The 19,959-nt window shown below is 24.2% G+C and carries 13 protein-coding genes; 12 read left to right on the top strand and 1 reads right to left on the bottom strand.

All coding sequences use genetic code 4. The annotated features are described in order from the left end of the window. Nucleotides 1–8 precede the first annotated feature (8 nt). The 3 genes from oppD (STAIW_RS04255) to STAIW_RS04245 are packed head-to-tail and all read left to right on the top strand — an operon-like array spanning nt 9 to nt 6,072. Complete coding sequence (oppD, locus tag STAIW_RS04255; protein ID WP_020834598.1) at nt 9–1,694, top strand: oligopeptide ABC transporter ATP-binding protein OppD; 1,686 nt, start codon at nt 9–11, stop codon at nt 1,692–1,694. A 12-nt stretch (nt 1,695–1,706) separates the two neighbouring features. Then, complete coding sequence (gene oppF, locus STAIW_RS04250) at nt 1,707–3,860, top strand: oligopeptide ABC transporter ATP-binding protein OppF (protein ID WP_020834597.1); 2,154 nt, start codon at nt 1,707–1,709, stop codon at nt 3,858–3,860. Nucleotides 3,861–3,876: 16 nt separating this feature from the next. Then, complete coding sequence (locus tag STAIW_RS04245) at nt 3,877–6,072, top strand: ABC transporter substrate-binding protein (protein ID WP_020834596.1); 2,196 nt, start codon at nt 3,877–3,879, stop codon at nt 6,070–6,072. A gap of 439 nt (nt 6,073–6,511) precedes the next feature. Here STAIW_RS04245 and STAIW_RS04240 read toward each other — a convergent pair whose 3' ends face one another. Further along, nucleotides 6,512–6,994, bottom strand: a complete 483-nt coding sequence (locus STAIW_RS04240) for a hypothetical protein (protein WP_020834595.1) — start codon at nt 6,992–6,994, stop codon at nt 6,512–6,514. 70 nt (nt 6,995–7,064) lie between these two features. Between STAIW_RS04240 and oppB the strand changes: the two genes are divergently transcribed. The 9 genes from oppB to STAIW_RS04195 are packed head-to-tail and all read left to right on the top strand — an operon-like array spanning nt 7,065 to nt 19,959. Continuing rightward, a complete protein-coding gene (gene oppB / locus STAIW_RS04235) occupies nt 7,065–8,294 on the top strand; it encodes an oligopeptide ABC transporter permease OppB (RefSeq protein ID WP_020834594.1) in 1,230 nt (409 codons plus the stop codon). Between the two features lie 11 nt (nt 8,295–8,305). Beyond that, the gene (oppC, locus tag STAIW_RS04230; RefSeq protein ID WP_020834593.1) at nt 8,306–9,268 is read left to right on the top strand and encodes an oligopeptide ABC transporter permease OppC; all 963 of its coding nucleotides are present in this window, start codon (nt 8,306–8,308) and stop codon (nt 9,266–9,268) included. Between the two features lie 13 nt (nt 9,269–9,281). Continuing rightward, nucleotides 9,282–11,171 carry an oligopeptide ABC transporter ATP-binding protein OppD gene (gene oppD / locus STAIW_RS06755; RefSeq protein ID WP_020834592.1) on the top strand — a complete coding sequence of 630 codons (1,890 nt, stop codon included), beginning with the start codon at nt 9,282–9,284 and terminating at the stop codon, nt 11,169–11,171. Between the two features lie 4 nt (nt 11,172–11,175). Continuing rightward, nucleotides 11,176–13,341, top strand: coding sequence for an oligopeptide ABC transporter ATP-binding protein OppF (gene oppF / locus STAIW_RS06750; RefSeq protein WP_020834591.1), 2,166 nt, complete (start codon nt 11,176–11,178; stop codon nt 13,339–13,341). A 16-nt stretch (nt 13,342–13,357) separates the two neighbouring features. Continuing rightward, nucleotides 13,358–15,640 (top strand): ABC transporter substrate-binding protein, encoded by a 2,283-nt coding sequence (locus STAIW_RS04215; protein WP_020834590.1) that lies wholly within the window; start codon nt 13,358–13,360, stop codon nt 15,638–15,640. Between the two features lie 59 nt (nt 15,641–15,699). Then, the gene (locus STAIW_RS04210; RefSeq protein ID WP_020834589.1) at nt 15,700–16,638 is read left to right on the top strand and encodes an alpha/beta hydrolase; all 939 of its coding nucleotides are present in this window, start codon (nt 15,700–15,702) and stop codon (nt 16,636–16,638) included. Nucleotides 16,639–16,646: 8 nt separating this feature from the next. After that, nucleotides 16,647–17,930, top strand: a complete 1,284-nt coding sequence (locus tag STAIW_RS04205; RefSeq protein ID WP_020834588.1) for an ATP-binding cassette domain-containing protein — start codon at nt 16,647–16,649, stop codon at nt 17,928–17,930. 13 nt (nt 17,931–17,943) lie between these two features. Then, the gene (locus STAIW_RS04200) at nt 17,944–18,927 is read left to right on the top strand and encodes an ABC transporter permease (RefSeq protein WP_020834587.1); all 984 of its coding nucleotides are present in this window, start codon (nt 17,944–17,946) and stop codon (nt 18,925–18,927) included. A gap of 3 nt (nt 18,928–18,930) precedes the next feature. Continuing rightward, a complete protein-coding gene (locus tag STAIW_RS04195) occupies nt 18,931–19,959 on the top strand; it encodes an ABC-2 transporter permease (RefSeq protein WP_020834586.1) in 1,029 nt (342 codons plus the stop codon).

Here is a 19,959-nt window from a genome sequence, read left to right as displayed (position 1 = left end):
TATTGAATATGAAAAATAAAATTTTATCAATTAGAAATATAGAGGTTAAATTTCAAGTAAGATCAAATTTTCTAACAGCTATTAGAAATGTTTCACTTGATATTTATGATAAGGAAATTATTGCAATTGTTGGGGAATCGGGTAGTGGAAAATCAGTTATTACAAAAACTTTTACAGGAATGCTTGAAAATAATGGGTGAATAAGTGATGGGTCAATAGTTTATTCTCCAAACTTTGAGTCCCAAAATGATAAAAATACATATTTTAAAAAACCAATTGATTTAGTTAATTTTCAAAATCAATTAATGGAAAAAACTACAATTAAATCAATTATCAAAATTACTAAAAGAAAGATAAGAAAAATTGATAAAAAAATAAAAAAAATAAATGGAATAGACAGTCAAAAAACCGAAAATCAAATTTTAGAAATTGGAAGAAAAATTACTGAACAACAAGAGAAAATTTTTTTCTCTAAAAAAAATAATGCTAGTATTAAAATTGATAGATTGACATTTAGACTAAATAACTTAGAAGAACTGAAAAAAATATCTTCTAACGATGAATATAAAAATGACATAATTAGTGATTTACAAAATAGTATTGAATTATTAAAAATTGATATTTCAAAAATTAAACACTTAAACTTTTTTGAAAGAAGAAAAATATCAATAATGATTGAAGTTCTAAAGAAAAGTTATGAAAATAATGTTGAATTAAATCAGGAAAATATTGATTTTATAAATAATTATTTTATAAATAAGAAACATTTTAAGAAATTTGAATTAGAATTAAAAGACCTAATTGATAATTTCATAAATGAAAAAAAAATAGATGAAGATCATTTAAATAATATTTTATTAGATTGAAGTAAAATTAAAAATTTTAGTTTTATTAATAAAATTAAAGCAATAAAAGAAATAAGAAAATTACGTGGAAAAACTATTTCAACAATTTTTCAAGATCCAATGACTTCATTAAATCCATTATTATCAGTGGGCTTTCAGATTTCTGAAATTTTAATAAAGCAACTTAAAATGAGTAGAAGTTCTGCGAAAAAAGAGGCAATAGAACTTTTAAGAAAAGTTGGAATACCAGATCCAGAAAAGAGATATAAAGATATACCTGGAAGATATTCTGGAGGTATGAGACAAAGAGTTGTAATTGCAATTGCTTTAGCATGTAGACCAAAGATATTAATTTGTGATGAACCAACAACAGCACTTGATGTTACAATTCAAGCACAAATTTTAGATTTAATAAAAGAATTACAAGAAGAATATAAATTTACAGTAATTTTTATAACTCATGACTTAGGTGTTGTTGCAAAATTAGCTGATAGAATAGCAGTTATGTATGCAGGACAAATAATTGAAATTGGAACAACAGAAGATATTTTCTATGATCCAAAACACCCATATACATGAGCATTGTTGTATTCTTTACCTCAACTTGGTACAAAGGGAGATGATTTATTCTTTATTAAAGGAACACCTCCATCTTTATTTAACAAAATTGAGGGGGATGCATTTGCATCAAGAAGTAATTATGCAATGGAAGTTGATTTAAATTTTGAACCACCGATGTTTAAAGTTTCTGAAACTCATTTTGCAAAGACTTGATTGCTTGATAAAAGAGCTCCTAAAGTTGAAAAACCAAAAGAAATTATAAATTTAAAATCTAAAATGAAAGAATAGAAAGGGAATTTTATGAGTAAATTTTATGAAGAAAATGCATTTTTGAAAATAAGAGACGCAAAAGTTGTCTTTAGATCAAAAGGTTCTAAATTAAATGCCGTAAAAGAAACTAATCTTAATATAAAAAAGGGAGAGATTTTAGGTTTAGTAGGAGAGTCAGGTAGTGGAAAAACTACTTTAGAAAGAGCAATTGTAGGAATTCAACAATTAAAAGATGGTGCAATTTATATGGAAAATGATATTATTGCTGGAAAATCTGCAAGATTATTTATTTTAAATAAAGAAATTACAAAAAAATTGTATAGCATGAAAATAAAAATGAATGCAACAACTATTTATTTAAATGATTTTATAAATAATTTAAAAAAAAATTATAAACAAAATCCAAATTTTGAAAATTTTTCAAATGAAGATTTTAAAAAAAATTTTAAAAAAAATGAAGTTGAATTTATTGATAATATATTTCTTTCAAATTTAAAGTATATTAATAGAATTCTTCTTAATGAAGAAAGAATTATTAGATTTATTACAAATATAAGTAAATCAATTGATGAAATCTCATTAGACTTAGAAAAAACAATTTTATTAAAACAAAATCAGGTAAAAAATAGTATTTTACAGCTAAAGAAACTATTAGATGAAATTTATGAAATTGCACAGCCAATTTTAAAATTACAAAAAAAATACACTTGTGAAGATATTGATGTTAAAACAATTTTTATAAATATTTTTCAAAAATTGGATAAAATAATAATAAATCATAAGAAATTTTTAGAAAAACTTGATGAAACAATAAACTATCAATATGAAAATCAAGCGTTATCTGCACCTTTTAAAAGAAAAAATAAATTTTTAAATTATTATTATAAAAAAATATTTATTAATAGAAATGATTTTTTAATTGAATGCAAAAGACAAATAGAATTATTGAAAGAAAAACCAAATTTTGAAAAAGATGAAACTCTTGCAAAATATAATTATTTTATTAATGATTTTTGATCAAAAAATAATATGAATATCAATGGTTGTACAAAAATTTTAACTGAAATGCAAAAGGTAAATCCAAATTTTTCAATGTTAAAATCAATTTCAAAGGATTTGAAAAATACTGATTTTGAAAATGAATTGAAAGATATTTTAATTAATAATAATATTTCTCAAAAAAATTTGAATGATAAAGTTAAGGAATTTGATTATATAAAAAAAATTGTTAAAAGAAATATTATTAAGGATAGAGAACTTATTGATGAATATATGCTTTGAAAAAATATTGAATCAGATATTTCTTTAGAAGAATGACAAAATTTAGAGGAATTTGTGCAATTTTTGGAGATGCCTTCAATTGATGAAATAGTTAATAAATCATATCTTTTTAAAGGACAAACAAAAAAAGAAAAAAAACAGATTAGAAAAAATGTTCAAATGATTTTTCAAGATCCAGGCTCATCATTAAATGATAGAATGGCTGTTGAAGAAATTATTGGCGAAGGATTAGAGAATTTCCCCGAATTATATAAATCTGAGGAAATTAGGAATGAATATATGATTAATTATAATCAATTAAATCCAGAACAAAAAATTACATTAGAGCAAGTTAAAAATAAAGATGTTAAAAAATATTTAATTTTAAATGCATTAACATCTGTTGGCTTAATTCCCGAGCATTTATCAAGATATCCACATGAATTCTCAGGTGGTCAACGTCAAAGAATTGGAATTGCAAGAAGTTTGATTATGAAACCAAAAATTATTGTTGCTGATGAACCAATTAGTGCTTTGGATGTTTCAATTAGAGCACAAGTTTTAAATTTATTTAAAAAATTTAAAGAAGAATTAGGTATTACTTTTATATTTGTGGCACATGATTTAAGTGTTGTGCATTTTATAGCTGATAGAATTGCAGTTATTTATCATGGTCAAATTGTAGAATTAGCAGATGCAAATGAATTATTTATTAATCCATTGCATCCTTATACAAAAGCATTATTAAGTTCAATTCCAATTCCCGAACCAGAATTGGCAAAAAAAGAAAAAAGTATTATTTATAATTCTGAAAAAGAACATAGTGATTATATGTTCGATTTACCAAGATTTACAGAAATTAAACCAAATCACTTTGTTTATTTAAACAAAAGAGAATTAAAAGAAATAAAAGATAAATTATAAAAAAGGAGAAAAGAAAATGAAAAAATTATTATTTGGACTAATGGGTGTAACTCTAATTAGTTCAACAACTTTAAGCGTTATTGCTTGTGGATCAAATGCAGATCCAGAAAATACTTTTAAACTAGGCTATTCATTGCCTGTTGGTCACTGAAATACAGCATATACAATGCACTCAGAAGATCATACAATATTGGCAAATACAAATGCTACACCACTTGCTTCAGATCAATATGGAAGAATTTATGGTGATATATTTGAATTGACAAATACAGATTATAGTAAAACAAATACATATATCGGTAATCACAATGAGAATTTTACAGAATTTACTTATAAAGTTAGAAGTGATGCGACTTGAAGTGATTATCAAGGAAATAAAATTGCAACATTAACAGCTTCGGACTTTTTAAATGCAGCAAAATATGTTTTAAATGCGTCAAATGGTTCTGAAGTTATTAGTATTTGAACATCATTTATAAAAGGAACTGATGAAATATATGTAGCTTCAAAAGCAGATCCAAATGGAAGTTTTGATTCAATTTGAGAAGCAAATAAAGCTGGTCTTGGAATTGTGGTTGATGAATCTGCAAATACAGTAACTTTTAAATTAAAAAAATCTGCTAGTTATTTTGAAACACTATTAACATATTCAGTGTTTTCACCAATTTACTCAGCAGCAGTTACAAATCCATTAGCAGATAGTGACTATAGAAAAGGTTATTACTCAGGAGCATTTTTACCAACAAGTTATGTAAATACAGGTAACATTATACTTGATAAAAACCCAAACTATCACTTAGTAGAAGATACACATATAAATAGATTAAAATATGTTTATATTACTGGGGGGTCAGATAAAACAAGAACATTATTTGAATCTAAAGCACTTGATGCATTTAGACCAGCAGTTGCAGATACTGCGGGGTGACAAAAGTATGTTGGAAACTGAGAAAACCCTAATGCAACAGCAGGAATGTCTTCAAGTGCTTCACTCGATGTTTCTTCGTCAATGACATTAATGTTTAATATATATAATTCAAACATTGAATCAACAAATTCAGCTGTAAGTCAAAAAGCAGTTATTGCAAGTAGAGCTTTACAAAATCCAGTAGTAAGAAAGTTTATATCTGCAAATTTAGATAGATCAAAATATGTATCTTACTTTTCATCTGCTTTTGATAAAGATGGTGAACCTTCAAAAATGATAAGAAATACATATACACCTGATTTTATTGAATCAAATGGAAAAGATTATGTTAGTTTCTTGACAGAATCATTACAGAAAAAAGATGACTTTAGTGATATAAAAAATGGTGATTTAGCAGATGGAAAAGAATTTTTCTATGAAAATGAAAATTATGCTGGAGGAACTCTTCAAGAACAGCTAAAAGCTGTTGCAGATTACTTTGAAAAAGATGAAGCTATAAAAAGTTATTTAGCTGCAAATGGTGGAAAATTAAAGTTAGAGTTTCCATTGAATCCAGATGATAATAGTACTTTAAATCCAAAATTATTAGATATGTTTGCTGGATTTAATAGTATTGCTGGAAATCAAATTGAAATTATTCAATCTTCAGGAGTAAATAGTGCAAATGATTACAAACAAATTACAAATGAAGGAAAAATTTACTTATCATTAAGTGGATGAAGTGCTGATTATGCAGATCCATATACATATCTATCAACTTACAGAATTGGTGGAGATTTAGAGAACTATGTGGGTTCAAACAGAATGTATAAAAATTTAGATTCTTCAGTGGATCTTTCATTAGATGAAAATAAATGAGATAGTGTTAAAACTGATATTAATTCGAAAGTTCTTGTAGAAACTGATGATGTAAGTAAAAATCATTTTGAACTACTTTCAAATTATTCACAAAAAATTAAATCAATTGATGAAAGTGAATCAGAAGATATAAGAATGGAACATTTTGCTGATGAAGAAGCAACATTAATATATGAAAATGCATATTTATTACCAATTTTTACAAAAGCTGCACCAGTAGAATTTAGTGTTTCATATAGTCAACCATTTTCAAAATCAACAGCTCCATATGGGCTTGGAAAATATAGATATTGAGATGTTGAATTAAATACTGAATTATTGTCTGCAGAAAAAATAAAAGAATTAAAAGCAGCATTTGAAAGTGCATTAGCAGATGTTATAGGTGATCCAAAATTACATCAAAATTCATCTGCTTGAAAAGCTTAAATAATTTATTAAACTTTACATTTTTAATGTAAAGTTTTTTAATTTTATTTTTTTATATCTAATGATTGAAAATTTTTCTATATTTGGTACTATTGTTTTAGACGATGAAGGAGACCAGAATAAATGGTGCATTCTATATTAAAAAAAGTTAATAAATTTTGTGTCTTTTTTGTGTTTTCTCCATTGTCATTTAAAAATAAGTTTTTTAAAGGCAATGTAATGAGTCGTAGAGCGTATAAATGAAATGAAAAAGATATGGTAAAATGACCCAGTTGTTTATAAAATTTAAAAAACTATTCTAAATGATATTGATATAAAATATTTAATTTTTAATAGGTTTCTAATAATACTAAGAGTATTTTAATTTATAAGTAATTAGGTAATAAAATTTACTACACTTCTAAATTAAAATACTCTTTTTTTAAGAATATAAAAAAACTTATACTCAAAGTATAAGTCCAAGAATTATTGAAGTTATAACCAATATTAAACAAATAAGAAGAATAATTTTAGAAATTCTTCTTAAATGTCCTTCTTCTTCAGAAAGAGAAGATTGATATCTTCTTCGTACATCATTATAAAATTTAGCAACTTGTTTATTTTTGTATCATCCAAGAATTAATCAAACTAGTAAACCAAATACTGCAATTGCAGTTATAATTCATTCAGTTTTTTCAATGTTTTGGAAAGCAAAAATACCTAAAATAAAAGCTAAACCTATAATAAATGTACTAAAACCAAATATGATTAAATAATCATATCAGCGAAGTTTTTTAGAATGAATAAACTTTGTTCTAGTTTCAAGAGGATCTGAATTAAGTTTTTTAACTTTATCTGATATCTCTTGTTTGTGAGCTAACTTTTCTTGCTCACGTAAATCTTTTAATTTTTTTAAATTACTTGTATTTTTTTGTTCTTTCATGTGTTTACTCCTCTATTTATTATATAAGAGTAGCATATAAAAGCTAATATAGAAAGGAAATTTTATCAATATGAAACTAGAAAAAAATAGTTCAGAAATTAGTGATCTCTCGTTAGATGAACTTGTAGAAAGTACAAATTTAGATAATGAAATAATTAATTTGAGAACTAGTAAATTTGAAAAACTAAAATTTGGATTAAATAAAGTTAACTCTTCATTTGAAGATTTTATGGATAAGACACCACTTTTTAGTTACTCATTAAAAAGAATATTTTATGCTTTTATAACATTATATATTGCAATAGCTTTTGTATTTATAATGTTAAGAATTGTAACAACAGATTCTGCTTATTTAGCAGATATTAATCTAGAAAAAATGGGAATAGAATTTGGAACAGATGCATACTATAATTTGCTAAATAATAGAATGAAAGCATTTGGAGTAGATGGTTCTTTAATTACTCAATTATTTATTTATTTAAGAAATATAACACCATTTATACCTAAAGACATTTTATTAAATCCTGTTGTTGATACTTCAGGAAATGTTCTTGGAGAACATAAACAAATGTGATTTTATTTAGGTGTGTTTATGAATAAAGCAAGTGGAGGACAAGTTTTATCTCTTGTTCAAGATGCATTTGCAAGATCTATTCCAACATCATTTGCAGTTGGATCTATTGCAGTTGTATTTTCTTATATTTTAGGTGTTCCTTTGGGGATTCTTGCTGCAAAAAATAAAGATAAATCATCGGATAGTGCAATTAATGGTACAAGTTTAATAATTAGTGCAATTCCTGCATTAGTATTGATTTCACTATTATATAAAATGTCAATTTATGTATTTGGTGCAAATGGAACATATGATGGTTCTTCTTTTGGAACTAAAATTTGACCAGTAATTGGGGTTATGTTACTTATAATGCCAATGATTATTGTAAGTACTCGAAGATATGTAATTGATGAAATGACAGCAGATTATGCAAAATTTGCTTTATCAAAAGGATTAAGTGAAAAATATGTATTTTATATTCATATCTTTAGAAATGCAGGTATTAGATTAATTAAAACTATGCCTGAAGTGTTTATAATTACATTATTTGGTTCAAGTATCTTGGTTGAAAGACATTGATCAATTGATGGAATGAGTAAGTTCATTTTAAATGGTGTTGCAAATAAAGATACATTTGTTGTTTTAGGATATATTTTTGTTTCTGCTTCTGCTGGAGTATTTTCAAGTTTAGTTGGAGATTTACTACTAGCAATGTTAGATCCAAGAATTAAATTAACTAAAAAATAGGAGGAATTATTATGGAACAAAAACAATATTCACAAGAAGAAATGAATTCTATTAATAATTCATTATTTACAGTTGTGGGAAGCAAACTTGAGGAAGCAGAAAAAATAAGCAATAAACCATATAGTTATTGAAAATCAGTATTTGCAAGAATTATTAAATCAAAGACATTTATTATTTCATCAATTTTATTAATTACAATTATTTTAATGGCATTTTCTATAGGAATTGGTGCAGAACCTGTTCCAGTAGATACACCAGGAGTTGATATTGAATCACCAAGTTGAGATCATTTATTTGGATTGGGAAAATTTGGAGAAGACTTATGAACAAAAATGTGAGTTGGAACTAGAACAACATTAATATTTACTTTATTTGTTGCATCAATTCAAATTTTATTAGGAATTTTATTAGGAGCCATTTGAGGATTTTACTCAAAATTAGATATGGTGTTTATTGAAATAACAAGATTTTTAAGTCTTATTCCATCATTAATCTTATGATTAATTGTTATATTTTTATTTGGAGGTTCCACTTCATTACCAATTTTAATTTTTGCAATATCAATAACAAGTTGAATTGCTCTTGCAGGAATTATAAGAGTTCAAATTATGATTATTAGAAATGCAGAATATAATATTGCTTCAAGAGTTTTAGGAACAAGAGGACCTAAAATTATTAGAAAAAATATTATGCCAAAAATTTTGCCAATAGTTATCCAAACTTCAACTTTTGCAATACCAACAGCAATAGCAATAGATTCATTATTAGCTTATTATAACTTTGGATTTGTAACAAATACTTTAGATCAAGCTTCTCTTGGTTCAATTCTTAATGAATTATTATTAGGTTCAGACTGAGAAGTTTATCCACATCTTTTAATTATTCCAGTAGTTTTTGTTGGTGGAATTTCATTATTATTTTTCCTTGTTGGAAAAGTATTTGCAGATTCATTAGACCCAAAAACACATAGATAGGAAAAAAATTTTTATGAATAAAGAAAATAGAATTTTATCTGTAAGAAATATGGAAGTAAAATTTCAAGTAAGAGGAAGATTTCTTACTGCAATTAGAAATGTGGATTTAGAAATTTATGATCAAGAAGTTTTGGCAATTGTTGGTGAATCGGGAAGTGGAAAATCAGTTATTACAAAAACATTTACTGGAATGCTTGAAGCAAATGGATGAATTAGTAATGGTTCAATTGTTTATAGACCAAATCAAAATTCAATTAGTGATGAAAAAACTTACTTTAAAGAACCAATTGATATTGTAAATTTACAAAGTCCATTAATTACAAAAGATTCAATTAAAACTGTTGTTAAAATAAATAATTTAAAGATTAAAAATCTTATTGAGGAAATTAAAAAAATTTATAAATTAAATCCAAAATATTCAAAAAATATTATTAAAAAGGAGCTTGATTTATTCAGATTAGAAAATTCATTATTAAATGAAACAAATGAGCAAATTACAGAACTAATAAAAGCAAATATTCAAACTTATGATAATTATTTTCAAGATTTTTTAATTAATGAACATAATATTAAACAAATAAAAGAGGAAAATAATTTGAAATTTAAAAATTATTTAACTAAAAAAGAAGAAGAATTAAGTATATTGGAATCAAATGTCGATTTTAATGGAAGTAATAAAAGAAATAATAAAATTTTAAAAACAAAGGCTAAAATTTTGGTTATTAAAGATACTATAAAATTTATTAATGATAATAATTATAGAGATGAAGTTATAAAAGAGAAATATTTAGAAATTTTAAAATATAAAATTGATATTAATAAAATTAAACCCTTAACTTTAAAAAGTAGAAATAAGATTTCAAAAATAATTGCAATGATTGAAAATTTTATATCAACTAATATGGCTTGAAATGATGAAGAAGTCAAATTTGTTAATGAATATTTTTCAACAAAAGAATATTTAAATAGATTTGAAAAGGAATTACAAATTCTTTCTTATTCAATTATCAATACACAAAAACTTGATCAAGCTCACTTTTATAATATTTTAGTTGATTGAAAGAGAGTAAAAAATTCTGATGTAGTAAATAAAATTAAAGCTTTAAAAGAAATAAGACAATTAAGAGGGAAAACTATTTCTACAATTTTTCAAGATCCCATGACTTCTTTAAATCCCTTATTGCCTGTTGGATTTCAAATAACTGAAGTTTTAAGAAAGCAAATAGGACTTTCAAAAGTGGAGGCTAAAAAGGAGGCAATAGAACTTTTAAGAAAAGTTGGTATTCCAGATCCTGAAAAACGTTTTAAAGATATTCCTGGAAGATATTCTGGGGGTATGAGACAAAGAGTTGTAATTGCAATTGCTTTAGCATGTAGACCAAAGATATTAATTTGTGATGAACCAACAACAGCACTTGATGTTACAATTCAAGCTCAAATTTTAGATTTAATTAAAAATTTACAAAAAGAATATAAATTTACTGTAATTTTTATAACTCATGATTTAGGAGTTGTTGCAAAAATTGCAGATAGAGTTGCTGTTATGTATGCAGGACAAATTGTTGAAGTTGGAACAGCAACAGATATTTTTGAAAATGCAAAACATCCTTATACTTGAGCGTTATTATCTTCTTTACCTCAACTTGGTAAAAAAGGAGATGAATTGTACTCAATTGAAGGAACTCCTCCATCACTATTTAATGAAATTGTAGGAGATGCATTTGCTCCAAGAAATAAATATGCATTAGAACTTGATTATATTAAAGAACCTCCAATGTTTAAAATTTCTGAAACTCATTTTGCTAAAACTTGACTTTTAGATTCAAGATCACCAAAAATAGAAAAACCAAATATTTTAAAAAATTTAACTCAAAGAATTATAGAAGCAGAAAAGGTAGGTTAATATTATGTCAATAGAAATTAATAAAGATGTATTATTAAATATTAGAGATATAGTGATTGAATTTCGCAATAAGGGCAAAAAATTTAATGCTGTAAAAGAAACTAGTTTTGATATCTATAAAGGAGAAATATTTGGTTTAGTTGGTGAATCAGGAAGTGGAAAAACAACAATTGGAAGAGCAATTGTTGGAGTACAACCTTTAAAAAATGGTGCAATTTATATGGAGGATTCTATTGTTGTTGGAAAACCAACAAGTTTATATAATTTAAATAAAGAAATTTCAAAAAAAGTTGATAATATGTCATTAAAAATGGATATTACAACTCAAGAAATTCAATCAAGAATTAAAGCTTTAAAAGAAGTTTATAATAAATTTAAAAATAATTTATCTTTAGATATTGAAAAAGAATTGGAAATGAAGTTAAAAGCAGGAAAATTAACTTATTTAAATGGAATTTTATTGTCAAACTTAAAGTATATAAATAAAATTATCAAAAATGAAGATAAAATGATTAAATTTGTAGATAATTTAAATAGTTATATTCCTGAGTTATCAAAAAAATTAGAAACTTCTGTTATTTCAAAATTAAAAGAAACAAAAGAAGCAGTGTTAGATTTAAAAGAGAATGCTGAAAATATTTATAAAATTTGTAATAATATCGCAAAAGAAAGAGAAAAATATTTTAAATTAAAATCTAAAAATGTGGAAGAAACTTTTAAAATTTTATTTGCTCTTTGAAAAGAAATGGTTGAAAATCATAAGGAATTTTTAGCAAAACTAGTTTGAGTTAAGGAAATGCAATTTCAATTGCATGCCTTATCAGCTCCATTAAAGAGCCGTGAAAAGTTTATTAATTATTATAATAAATTACTTTATGTAAGACGTGATGATTTTTTTCAAGAGTGCAATAAACAATTAAAAATTTTAGAGAGTAATAATACAGATTTTAATGATTTAGAATTTAAAAAAATAAATTACTTTAAGACTGATTTTTGATCAAGAAAAAATATGAATTTAAATAATTGTAAAAAAATTCTTAAAATATTTGAAAATCAAAATATTGATTATTCACAATTAGAAATTTTATCTTCAAGTTTAAAAAATACTGAATTTGAGGATAAATTAAAATTAATAATAAAAGAAAAAAAATCTATTACTGAAAATCAATTAAAACAATTGAAGGATGAACTTAAAAGTATTGAAAAAATTATTGAAAAAAATATCATAAAAGATAAAGAATTAATTGAGTACTTTTATAAATGAAAAGGTATAGAAAGAAATTATACAGAAGAAGAAATTCAATCATTTATAGAACTTAGTGATTTTTTAGAATTACCATCAATTGATGAAATAGTAAAAAAATCTTTCTTTTTTCAAAAACAAACAAAAAAAGAAAAAAGAGAAATTAGAAAAAATATTCAAATGATTTTTCAAGATCCAGGTTCATCATTAAATGATAGAATGGCAATTGAAGAAATAATTGCAGAAGGTATGGAAAATTTCCCTGAATTATATAAAGGAGAAATTTTTAAGGAATTGTATGTTAAGGAATTTAATGAACAAAATCCCGATAGTATGATAACAATAGAACAAGCAACTCCAAATTTAGTAAAAAAACATATTATTTTAAAATTAATTAAATCTGTTGGTTTATTACCAGAACATCTGTCAAGATACCCACATGAATTTTCGGGAGGTCAAAGACAACGTGTTGGAATTGCAAGAAGCTTAGCAATGAAGCCAAAATTAATTATTGCTGATGAACCAATTAGTGCTCTTGATGTTTCAATTAGAGCACAGGTTTTAAATTTATTTAAAAAATTTCAAGAAGAATTGGATTTAACATATGTATTTATCGCTCACGATCTTTCAGTTGTAAGACACATTGCTGATAGAATTGCTGTAATATATCATGGTGAAATTGTTGAATTAGCTCCTGCTGAGGAATTATTTAGAAATCCTTTACACCCATATACAAAAGCATTGTTATCTGCAATTCCAATTCCAGTTCCTGAACTTGCAAAGCAAACAGAATTAATTGTTTATATTCCAGAAGAAGAACATAGAGATTATATTTTTGATTTACCTTATTTTAAAGAAGTTCTACCAGGTCATTTTGTATGAGCAAATAAGAGAGAGATTAGAGAAATTAAAAGAAAGTTAAAATAGAGAAAGGAAAATAACTATGGCAAAAAATTTTTTGAAAAAAACATTAGGGTTATTTAGCTTTACATTAGGAACTACATTAGTTACTTCTTCGATTGTTGCTTGTGGAATTTCTCTTGATTCACTTATGAATAGAATTGTTGACCCAAATGTGTTTAAAGATACTTATTCATTTAATATTACAAGTTGAAATACTGCACACACTATGCAAGCAGAAGATCAAAGAGTATTATCAAATGTATTTGATACACTATTAAAAACTGATGAATATGGGAGAATTTATGGTTCTCTTGTTGAAAGTACATATGGTCAATCAAAACATTCAAATGATGATAAATATTCATATGTTGGAGATACAAATGATAATAAAACAGAGTGAACTTATAAAATAAGAAATGAAGCTAAATGAAGTGATCATAATGGTGTGATACAAAGAGATGTTTTACCAAGTGATATTATAACAGCTGCAAAATATGCTTTAGTTTCAGCAAATGGTTCTGATGTTAGTAGTTTATGAACATCATTTATTGTTGGAGCAGCAGAAATAAATGCACAAATTGATAAAGAAAGTAAAGAAAGTAAAGAAAGTAAAGAAAGTAAAAAAAGTTCAGAAGAAATTGTAGAAAGAATATTTAAAGATTATATCAATAATAATAAATTTGGAATTATAGCAAATGATGAAGAAAAAACTGTAACTTTTAAGTTAGTTAAATCTGCACCATACTTTGAAAGTTTGTTAACATATTCAGTGTTTTCACCAATTATTGAAGCATACTCAGGTGTAATTACTGACTATACTAAAACTTGATATAATGGAGCATTTTTACCAAAAGAAGTTAATCCAAATGGAAAAATAATTCTTCAAAAAAATAAAGATTATCCTTTAAAAGATAATGTAAATATTGAAACAATTGAATATAGTTATCTTGAAGGTTCTTCTTCATCTAGAACAAGAACATTATTTGAATCAGGTTCAACTACAGGATTTAATATTTCAGCAGATGATTTAAAAGGTTGAAAAACATATATCGGAGATGATTATGAAAATCCAATTTTTGATGGAGCATATACAACTAAATCTGCAGATAGTGCAGCGTCATTTTTAATATTTTACAATTTTTATAATTGAAATATGAATGATGCTTCAAATCCAACTGAGCAAAAAATTGCTGAATCAGCTTCAAAATTATTACAATCAAAGGATGTAAGAGCTTTTCTATCAACTACATTTGACAGAAGTAAATTTGTAAGATACTTTTCAAAAACAATTGATGAAGTTGGTGAACCTTCAAAAATGCTTAGAAATACATTTACAGGAACAGAAGTTGCTGGTTTTGAAGGAAAAGATTACACAAAATTTGTTTCAGATGTTTATGATAATAAAACAGGAACTACTCCACCAACTGATGATTCGTATTCATTACAAGATGGAAAAGATGTATTCTTGGATAACTCTCAAAAATTATATGGAAAATCTAGAAATGAATTAATGGATTCAATTAATCAATTTATTTCAAAAAATGAATTAGTAAAAAATAAAGATGGAAAAGTTAAATTATCATTTTTACTTTCACCATCAGGAAGTGTTTCTACAAATCCATATGTAAACTACATGATTAAAACATTTAATTCAATAGAAAATAATCCAATTTATGTTGAAAGTACAACACCAGTTTCAACAGATGAATATGTTACAAAAGCACAATCTGGAAAATTTGATCTATTCATATCTGGATGATCACCTGACTATAAAGATCCTTCTTCATTCTTAGAAACACAATTTCTTGGTGGAGCATATTCAAATTATAATGGAAATACAAAATTATTTAAAAAGAAAGGAGAAACTAAATCTAATTTAACAAAAGCAATTTCTGTAGATGATTATGAAATAGCATTTTCTGCTACTAATAATGATAACAGTTCAGCTGCAAAAGATTTATTAGAAGCATGAATTAATTATACAAATAAAACTTCAGATATTGATGCAAATATAACTGAAGAACAAGAGCGTTATAAAAATTTTGCAGAACAAGAATATTCATTTTTCTATGAAACATTTATTGGACTTCCTTTGTATACAAGAGCAATGCCAATTACTTGAACAGTTAGCAATTTAATTCCATATTCAAAATCTTATGAAGCATTTGGAACTGCACAATATAGTTATTATGGTGCAAAAATAAGTCAAAAATTATGAACAAGAGAACAAATAAATGATTTTATGAAAACATTTAATCAAAATAAAAAAGAAGTCGATGCTGATTGGACTACTCATAGAGAAGGAATAGTACACTGACTATAATAAAATAAAAATTCTACTAATGTAGAATTTTTATTTTATTATATTATTGAGGTGTAAAAATGGCTAGTAAAATAACTGAAAAAATAGTTCAAATTTTAAATGATAAAAATAGAAATAATTTTGAATTATATAAAAATCAAGGATATAAAAATTTACTTAAAATTTATTTACAAGCGATTGCAAATGAAATTAAAGATGAAAAAATTCTTGAGTTAAATCTAAATAATTTTAATAGAGTAGAATATAAATCTTTTGACAATAAAAATATTGTTGGCATTTATCATTTGAATCCAAAAAAAACAAAAAAATGAATTATATCAATTCATGGTTATTCTTCTTCAAAAGAAGCATCAGCTGTGGGAGCATATTATTTTAATAGTTTAGGATATAATATTTTTTCATTCGATTTTAGAAATCATGGAGAATCAGATGATGCTCAAATTACTTTAGGAATAAATGAACAAAAAGATTTAGAAGCAACTCTAAACTACCTTAAAGAAAATTTTAATCCAAAAGAAATTGCTTTTATTGGTTTTAGTATGGGTGCTCATACTTTAAATAGATTAGCATTAGATATAAATCCAAAAAAATATAAAATTTCATTTGGAATTTCTGATTCTTCCTATTTTGAAACAGAAAAAGTTTTAAAAAAAATAATAAATACAATTGGAGGACCTCTAGTTGGAAATTTTTTAGATGGACTAGTAGAAGACGTAATAGAAGTGTATAATCAAAATCATAATATCGATGTAAAAGGAAATACACCAAAATACATGTTACCTTTATGTAAAGAATCTTTTCCTATTTTATTTATTCATTCCAAAGAAGATAAAATTACAGATTATGTTGATAGTGAAAAACTTTATAGTTTAAGAAAAATTTTAAATGAAAAAGATGTGATTCATATTTTTCAAACAGGAGAACATATTAGAACACAAATTAGTCATAATAAAATGTATTGAAAACTTGTAGAGGATTTTATTAAAAAAGTTAAATAGGTGAGTATATGAATAAAAAAGAATTAATTGTAGTTTTAGAAAATGTTTCAAAAATATTTAACAAAAAAGTTTGAGCAATTAAAAAGATAAATTTGAAAATTTATAAAGGTGAAGGTATTGCTCTTATTGGACCAAATCAATCTGGTAAAAGTGTTTTAGGAAGATTAATTGCAAGTCAAATAAAACAAACAGGTGGAATCATAGAATATTACTTTTCAAATGGAGATGCATTAAGTTCAATTGGTTTTCAATTTAGACAAACATCTTGACCTGATGGTTTTAAAGTTAAAGATATTTTTGAATTGTATAAAAATATTTATAATATGAAAGATAAGGAATGATTAGATGAAATCTTAAATGTTTTTGATATTTCATCAAGGTGAGAAAAAACTTTATCAATGTGTAATAATTCTTGATTACAATTATTTTCTATAGCCCTTGCCATACTTCATAAACCAGAATTTGTTGTTTTAGATGAAGTTTCATCTACTATAGGAATAGACTTTAAAGTGAAAGTATTAAGTTTTTTAAAAAAATATAGAGATGAAAACAAGGCAACTTTTATAATAATTTCACCAGATGAAACTACTTTTAATTATTTATGTAAAAGAATTATTGTTTTAGATAATGGACTTATTATATCTGATGATTATATTTCTGAATGAAATGAAAATTTAGATTTTGATAAATATTCATTGCAAATAATGCAAGCAATTGCAGAAAAAGAAGTCAATATTAATCCAGATCCAGTTTTTAAACCAATTTTAAGAAAATATGAAAGTCAATTAGAAAAATTTAGAGCAAAATTTTTAACTTTTTTAGAAAAAAATGTTCAATTTGAAAATGAAGAAAAAATTATTTATATAAAAAATATAAATTTTCATGTTAATGAATTACATGACCAATTAATTAATATTTCAACATCAGCCTTAAATAAAAAAAATGTTGATGATGTTAAAAATAACACAAAAAAATTAATTAAATTAATCAAAAAAACTAAAAGACAATTTAATAAAATGGATAATAAAGTAGAGTACAAAAAATCTGCCTTAACTTTTTTTAAAAAAATTGCAATGTTTTTAAAATATCTAGAAGAAGAATTATACCTCAATTTTAAATCAAGTAAATTTTTAGTTAATGAAAATGAATTAACAGCAGAATTGACTAAAAAGGAAGTCACAGAGTTATTTTTTTTAAAGAAAAAGTATATTCAAGAAGAAATAAGAATAATGAAATTAGAAAACAGAAATTTTAAAAGACAAGAAAAAATAAAAAAACAAACTACTAATTAATGGAGAATGAATTATGCAACAATCAAGATGAAGTATTTTTAAATCTATTTGAAAAATTCAATGAGATAATTATAAAAAAGATAGCTTTAATATTTTTTCTGGTTGAGTAATTACAACAATTACTTTAGTTGTGTGATTAGCATTCAAAAATTCTGGTTCAATGACTTATGATGAATTCGTTCTTGCTAGTGCTATTGGTATTAGTGGAATAAGAAATTGTTTATTTAATTTTCATAAAACTCTTCATGATTTTAAATCAACTTTATTTTTTGAAAGGCTTTTTAATACAAAGATATCAAAAACATTTATTTTTGGAACAATGATATTATTCAATCAAATTATGAATTCTTGTGTCACTTTATTTTTAGTTGGTTTATCTATGTTATTTCCAGAACAAAGACAATCTATACAAAGTGTTAATTGATTTTCATTTTTTCTTGGCTTTATTTTATTGCTTTTAATGTCAAATTTAATTGCCTTCATTTTAGCATTTACAATAAAAAAATATGAAATAGCAGCAGTTTATGGAAATATCTATTATTTTGGTTCTGTTTACTTACTTGGTTTGGGTATTCCATACAGTACATTGTCAAGCTCTCAAACTATTATAATAATCAGTTTTCTTTTTCCACAAAGATATGTTTTAAATATTATGGATTCAGGTTGAATTAATGATTTTTATATGCAAAATGAATCCTTTGGTTATAATGGAAATTTTTGAATTCCTTATGTTGTAAGCTTTATTTTAATTTTAGTTTTTTTAATTATTTTGATATTTATTTTTAGAAGGAAATTTGAATATGAAAACAAAAAATACAAAAGATATTCAAATACAAAAAAACACTTAGCAATTATTTATTCAATAAAAAGAGCTTCAACTATTAGTGAACTTGAAGAAGCAATGAAAATATGAAATTCATTATTACCAAAAAATGAAAAAATGAAAAAATTAAGAATTAAGAAAATAAAAATTAAGAAAATAAAAAAAGGAGAATAAAGAATGACAAAAACAAAATTCAAATTAAATTTAAAGATTTTTTATAATTTATATATTTTGTCAATAAAATCCTTTCTTTATTCACCTTTAAATATGTTTTTAGGAGTTTTTTTAATACTTTTTATTTTAATAATTTGATTACTTTTTAAAAGTGATGACCCATTTATTTTTGCAAGTGCAATTGGGACTTTAATAGCACGAAATGGTGTTCATACTTTCTATAGAAATGTTAATATGAACAGAACTGTTGGTTTTAGTCAAAGAATGAAATTTACAGGTATGAATGGTTTTTTAAGGCCTTTTGCAAATATCTTGGCATCATTTACAATAAATGCTTTAATTCTTATGTTAATGTTAACAATAATAATAATCTTTTTTAAAGAACAAAGGAATATGTTTGAACATGTTAATTGGACTATGTTTTTAACAGGAGCATTTTTACTTTGAATTTTATCAGTTTTAATAAGTTACTCAATTTATGTATTTTGTAAAAATCAAACTTGAGGAAATATTATTGCAAGTTTAATATATTTGATTTCATATAATTTACTAGGTTGTGCATTTCCTTATGAAACAATTGCAGGTAATGCTCCTTGATTAAATTTTGTCTTATATTTTGTTCCTCAAAGATATATGATGAATGTTATGCAGGCTGGTTGAGTTGATGCAACAAATTTAAATTACCTTGGAAAGAATAATGGACAATATAAAGTAGATTTTAAATTAAGAGAAAATTTATTAATTCCTTATTTAATTACATTTTCTTTTATTCTAATACTTTCAATTTTACTAATTACATTTATAATTATTAACGTGCAAAGAAGAAAAAAAGATGGTTATGGTGCAAATATTGTTTTGAAATTATCTTCAAAATATATTAGAGATATCAAAAGGTGTACTAATATTGAAGAATTAAATAATTTAAGAAGTCAACATCTAACTCAATTAGGTTTTGATAGTAATTATATTAAAAATAATGAAGGTTATAGCAATTTTAAAAATTTAAAGCATAAAAAGGGTAAAAATAGATAA

The organism is Spiroplasma taiwanense CT-1, from assembly GCF_000439435.1.
Lineage (GTDB): Bacteria > Bacillota_I > Bacilli_A > Mycoplasmatales > Mycoplasmataceae > Spiroplasma_A > Spiroplasma_A taiwanense.
Note: the sequence above shows the minus strand (reverse complement) of the source record. Positions and strands in the feature narration are given on the sequence as shown.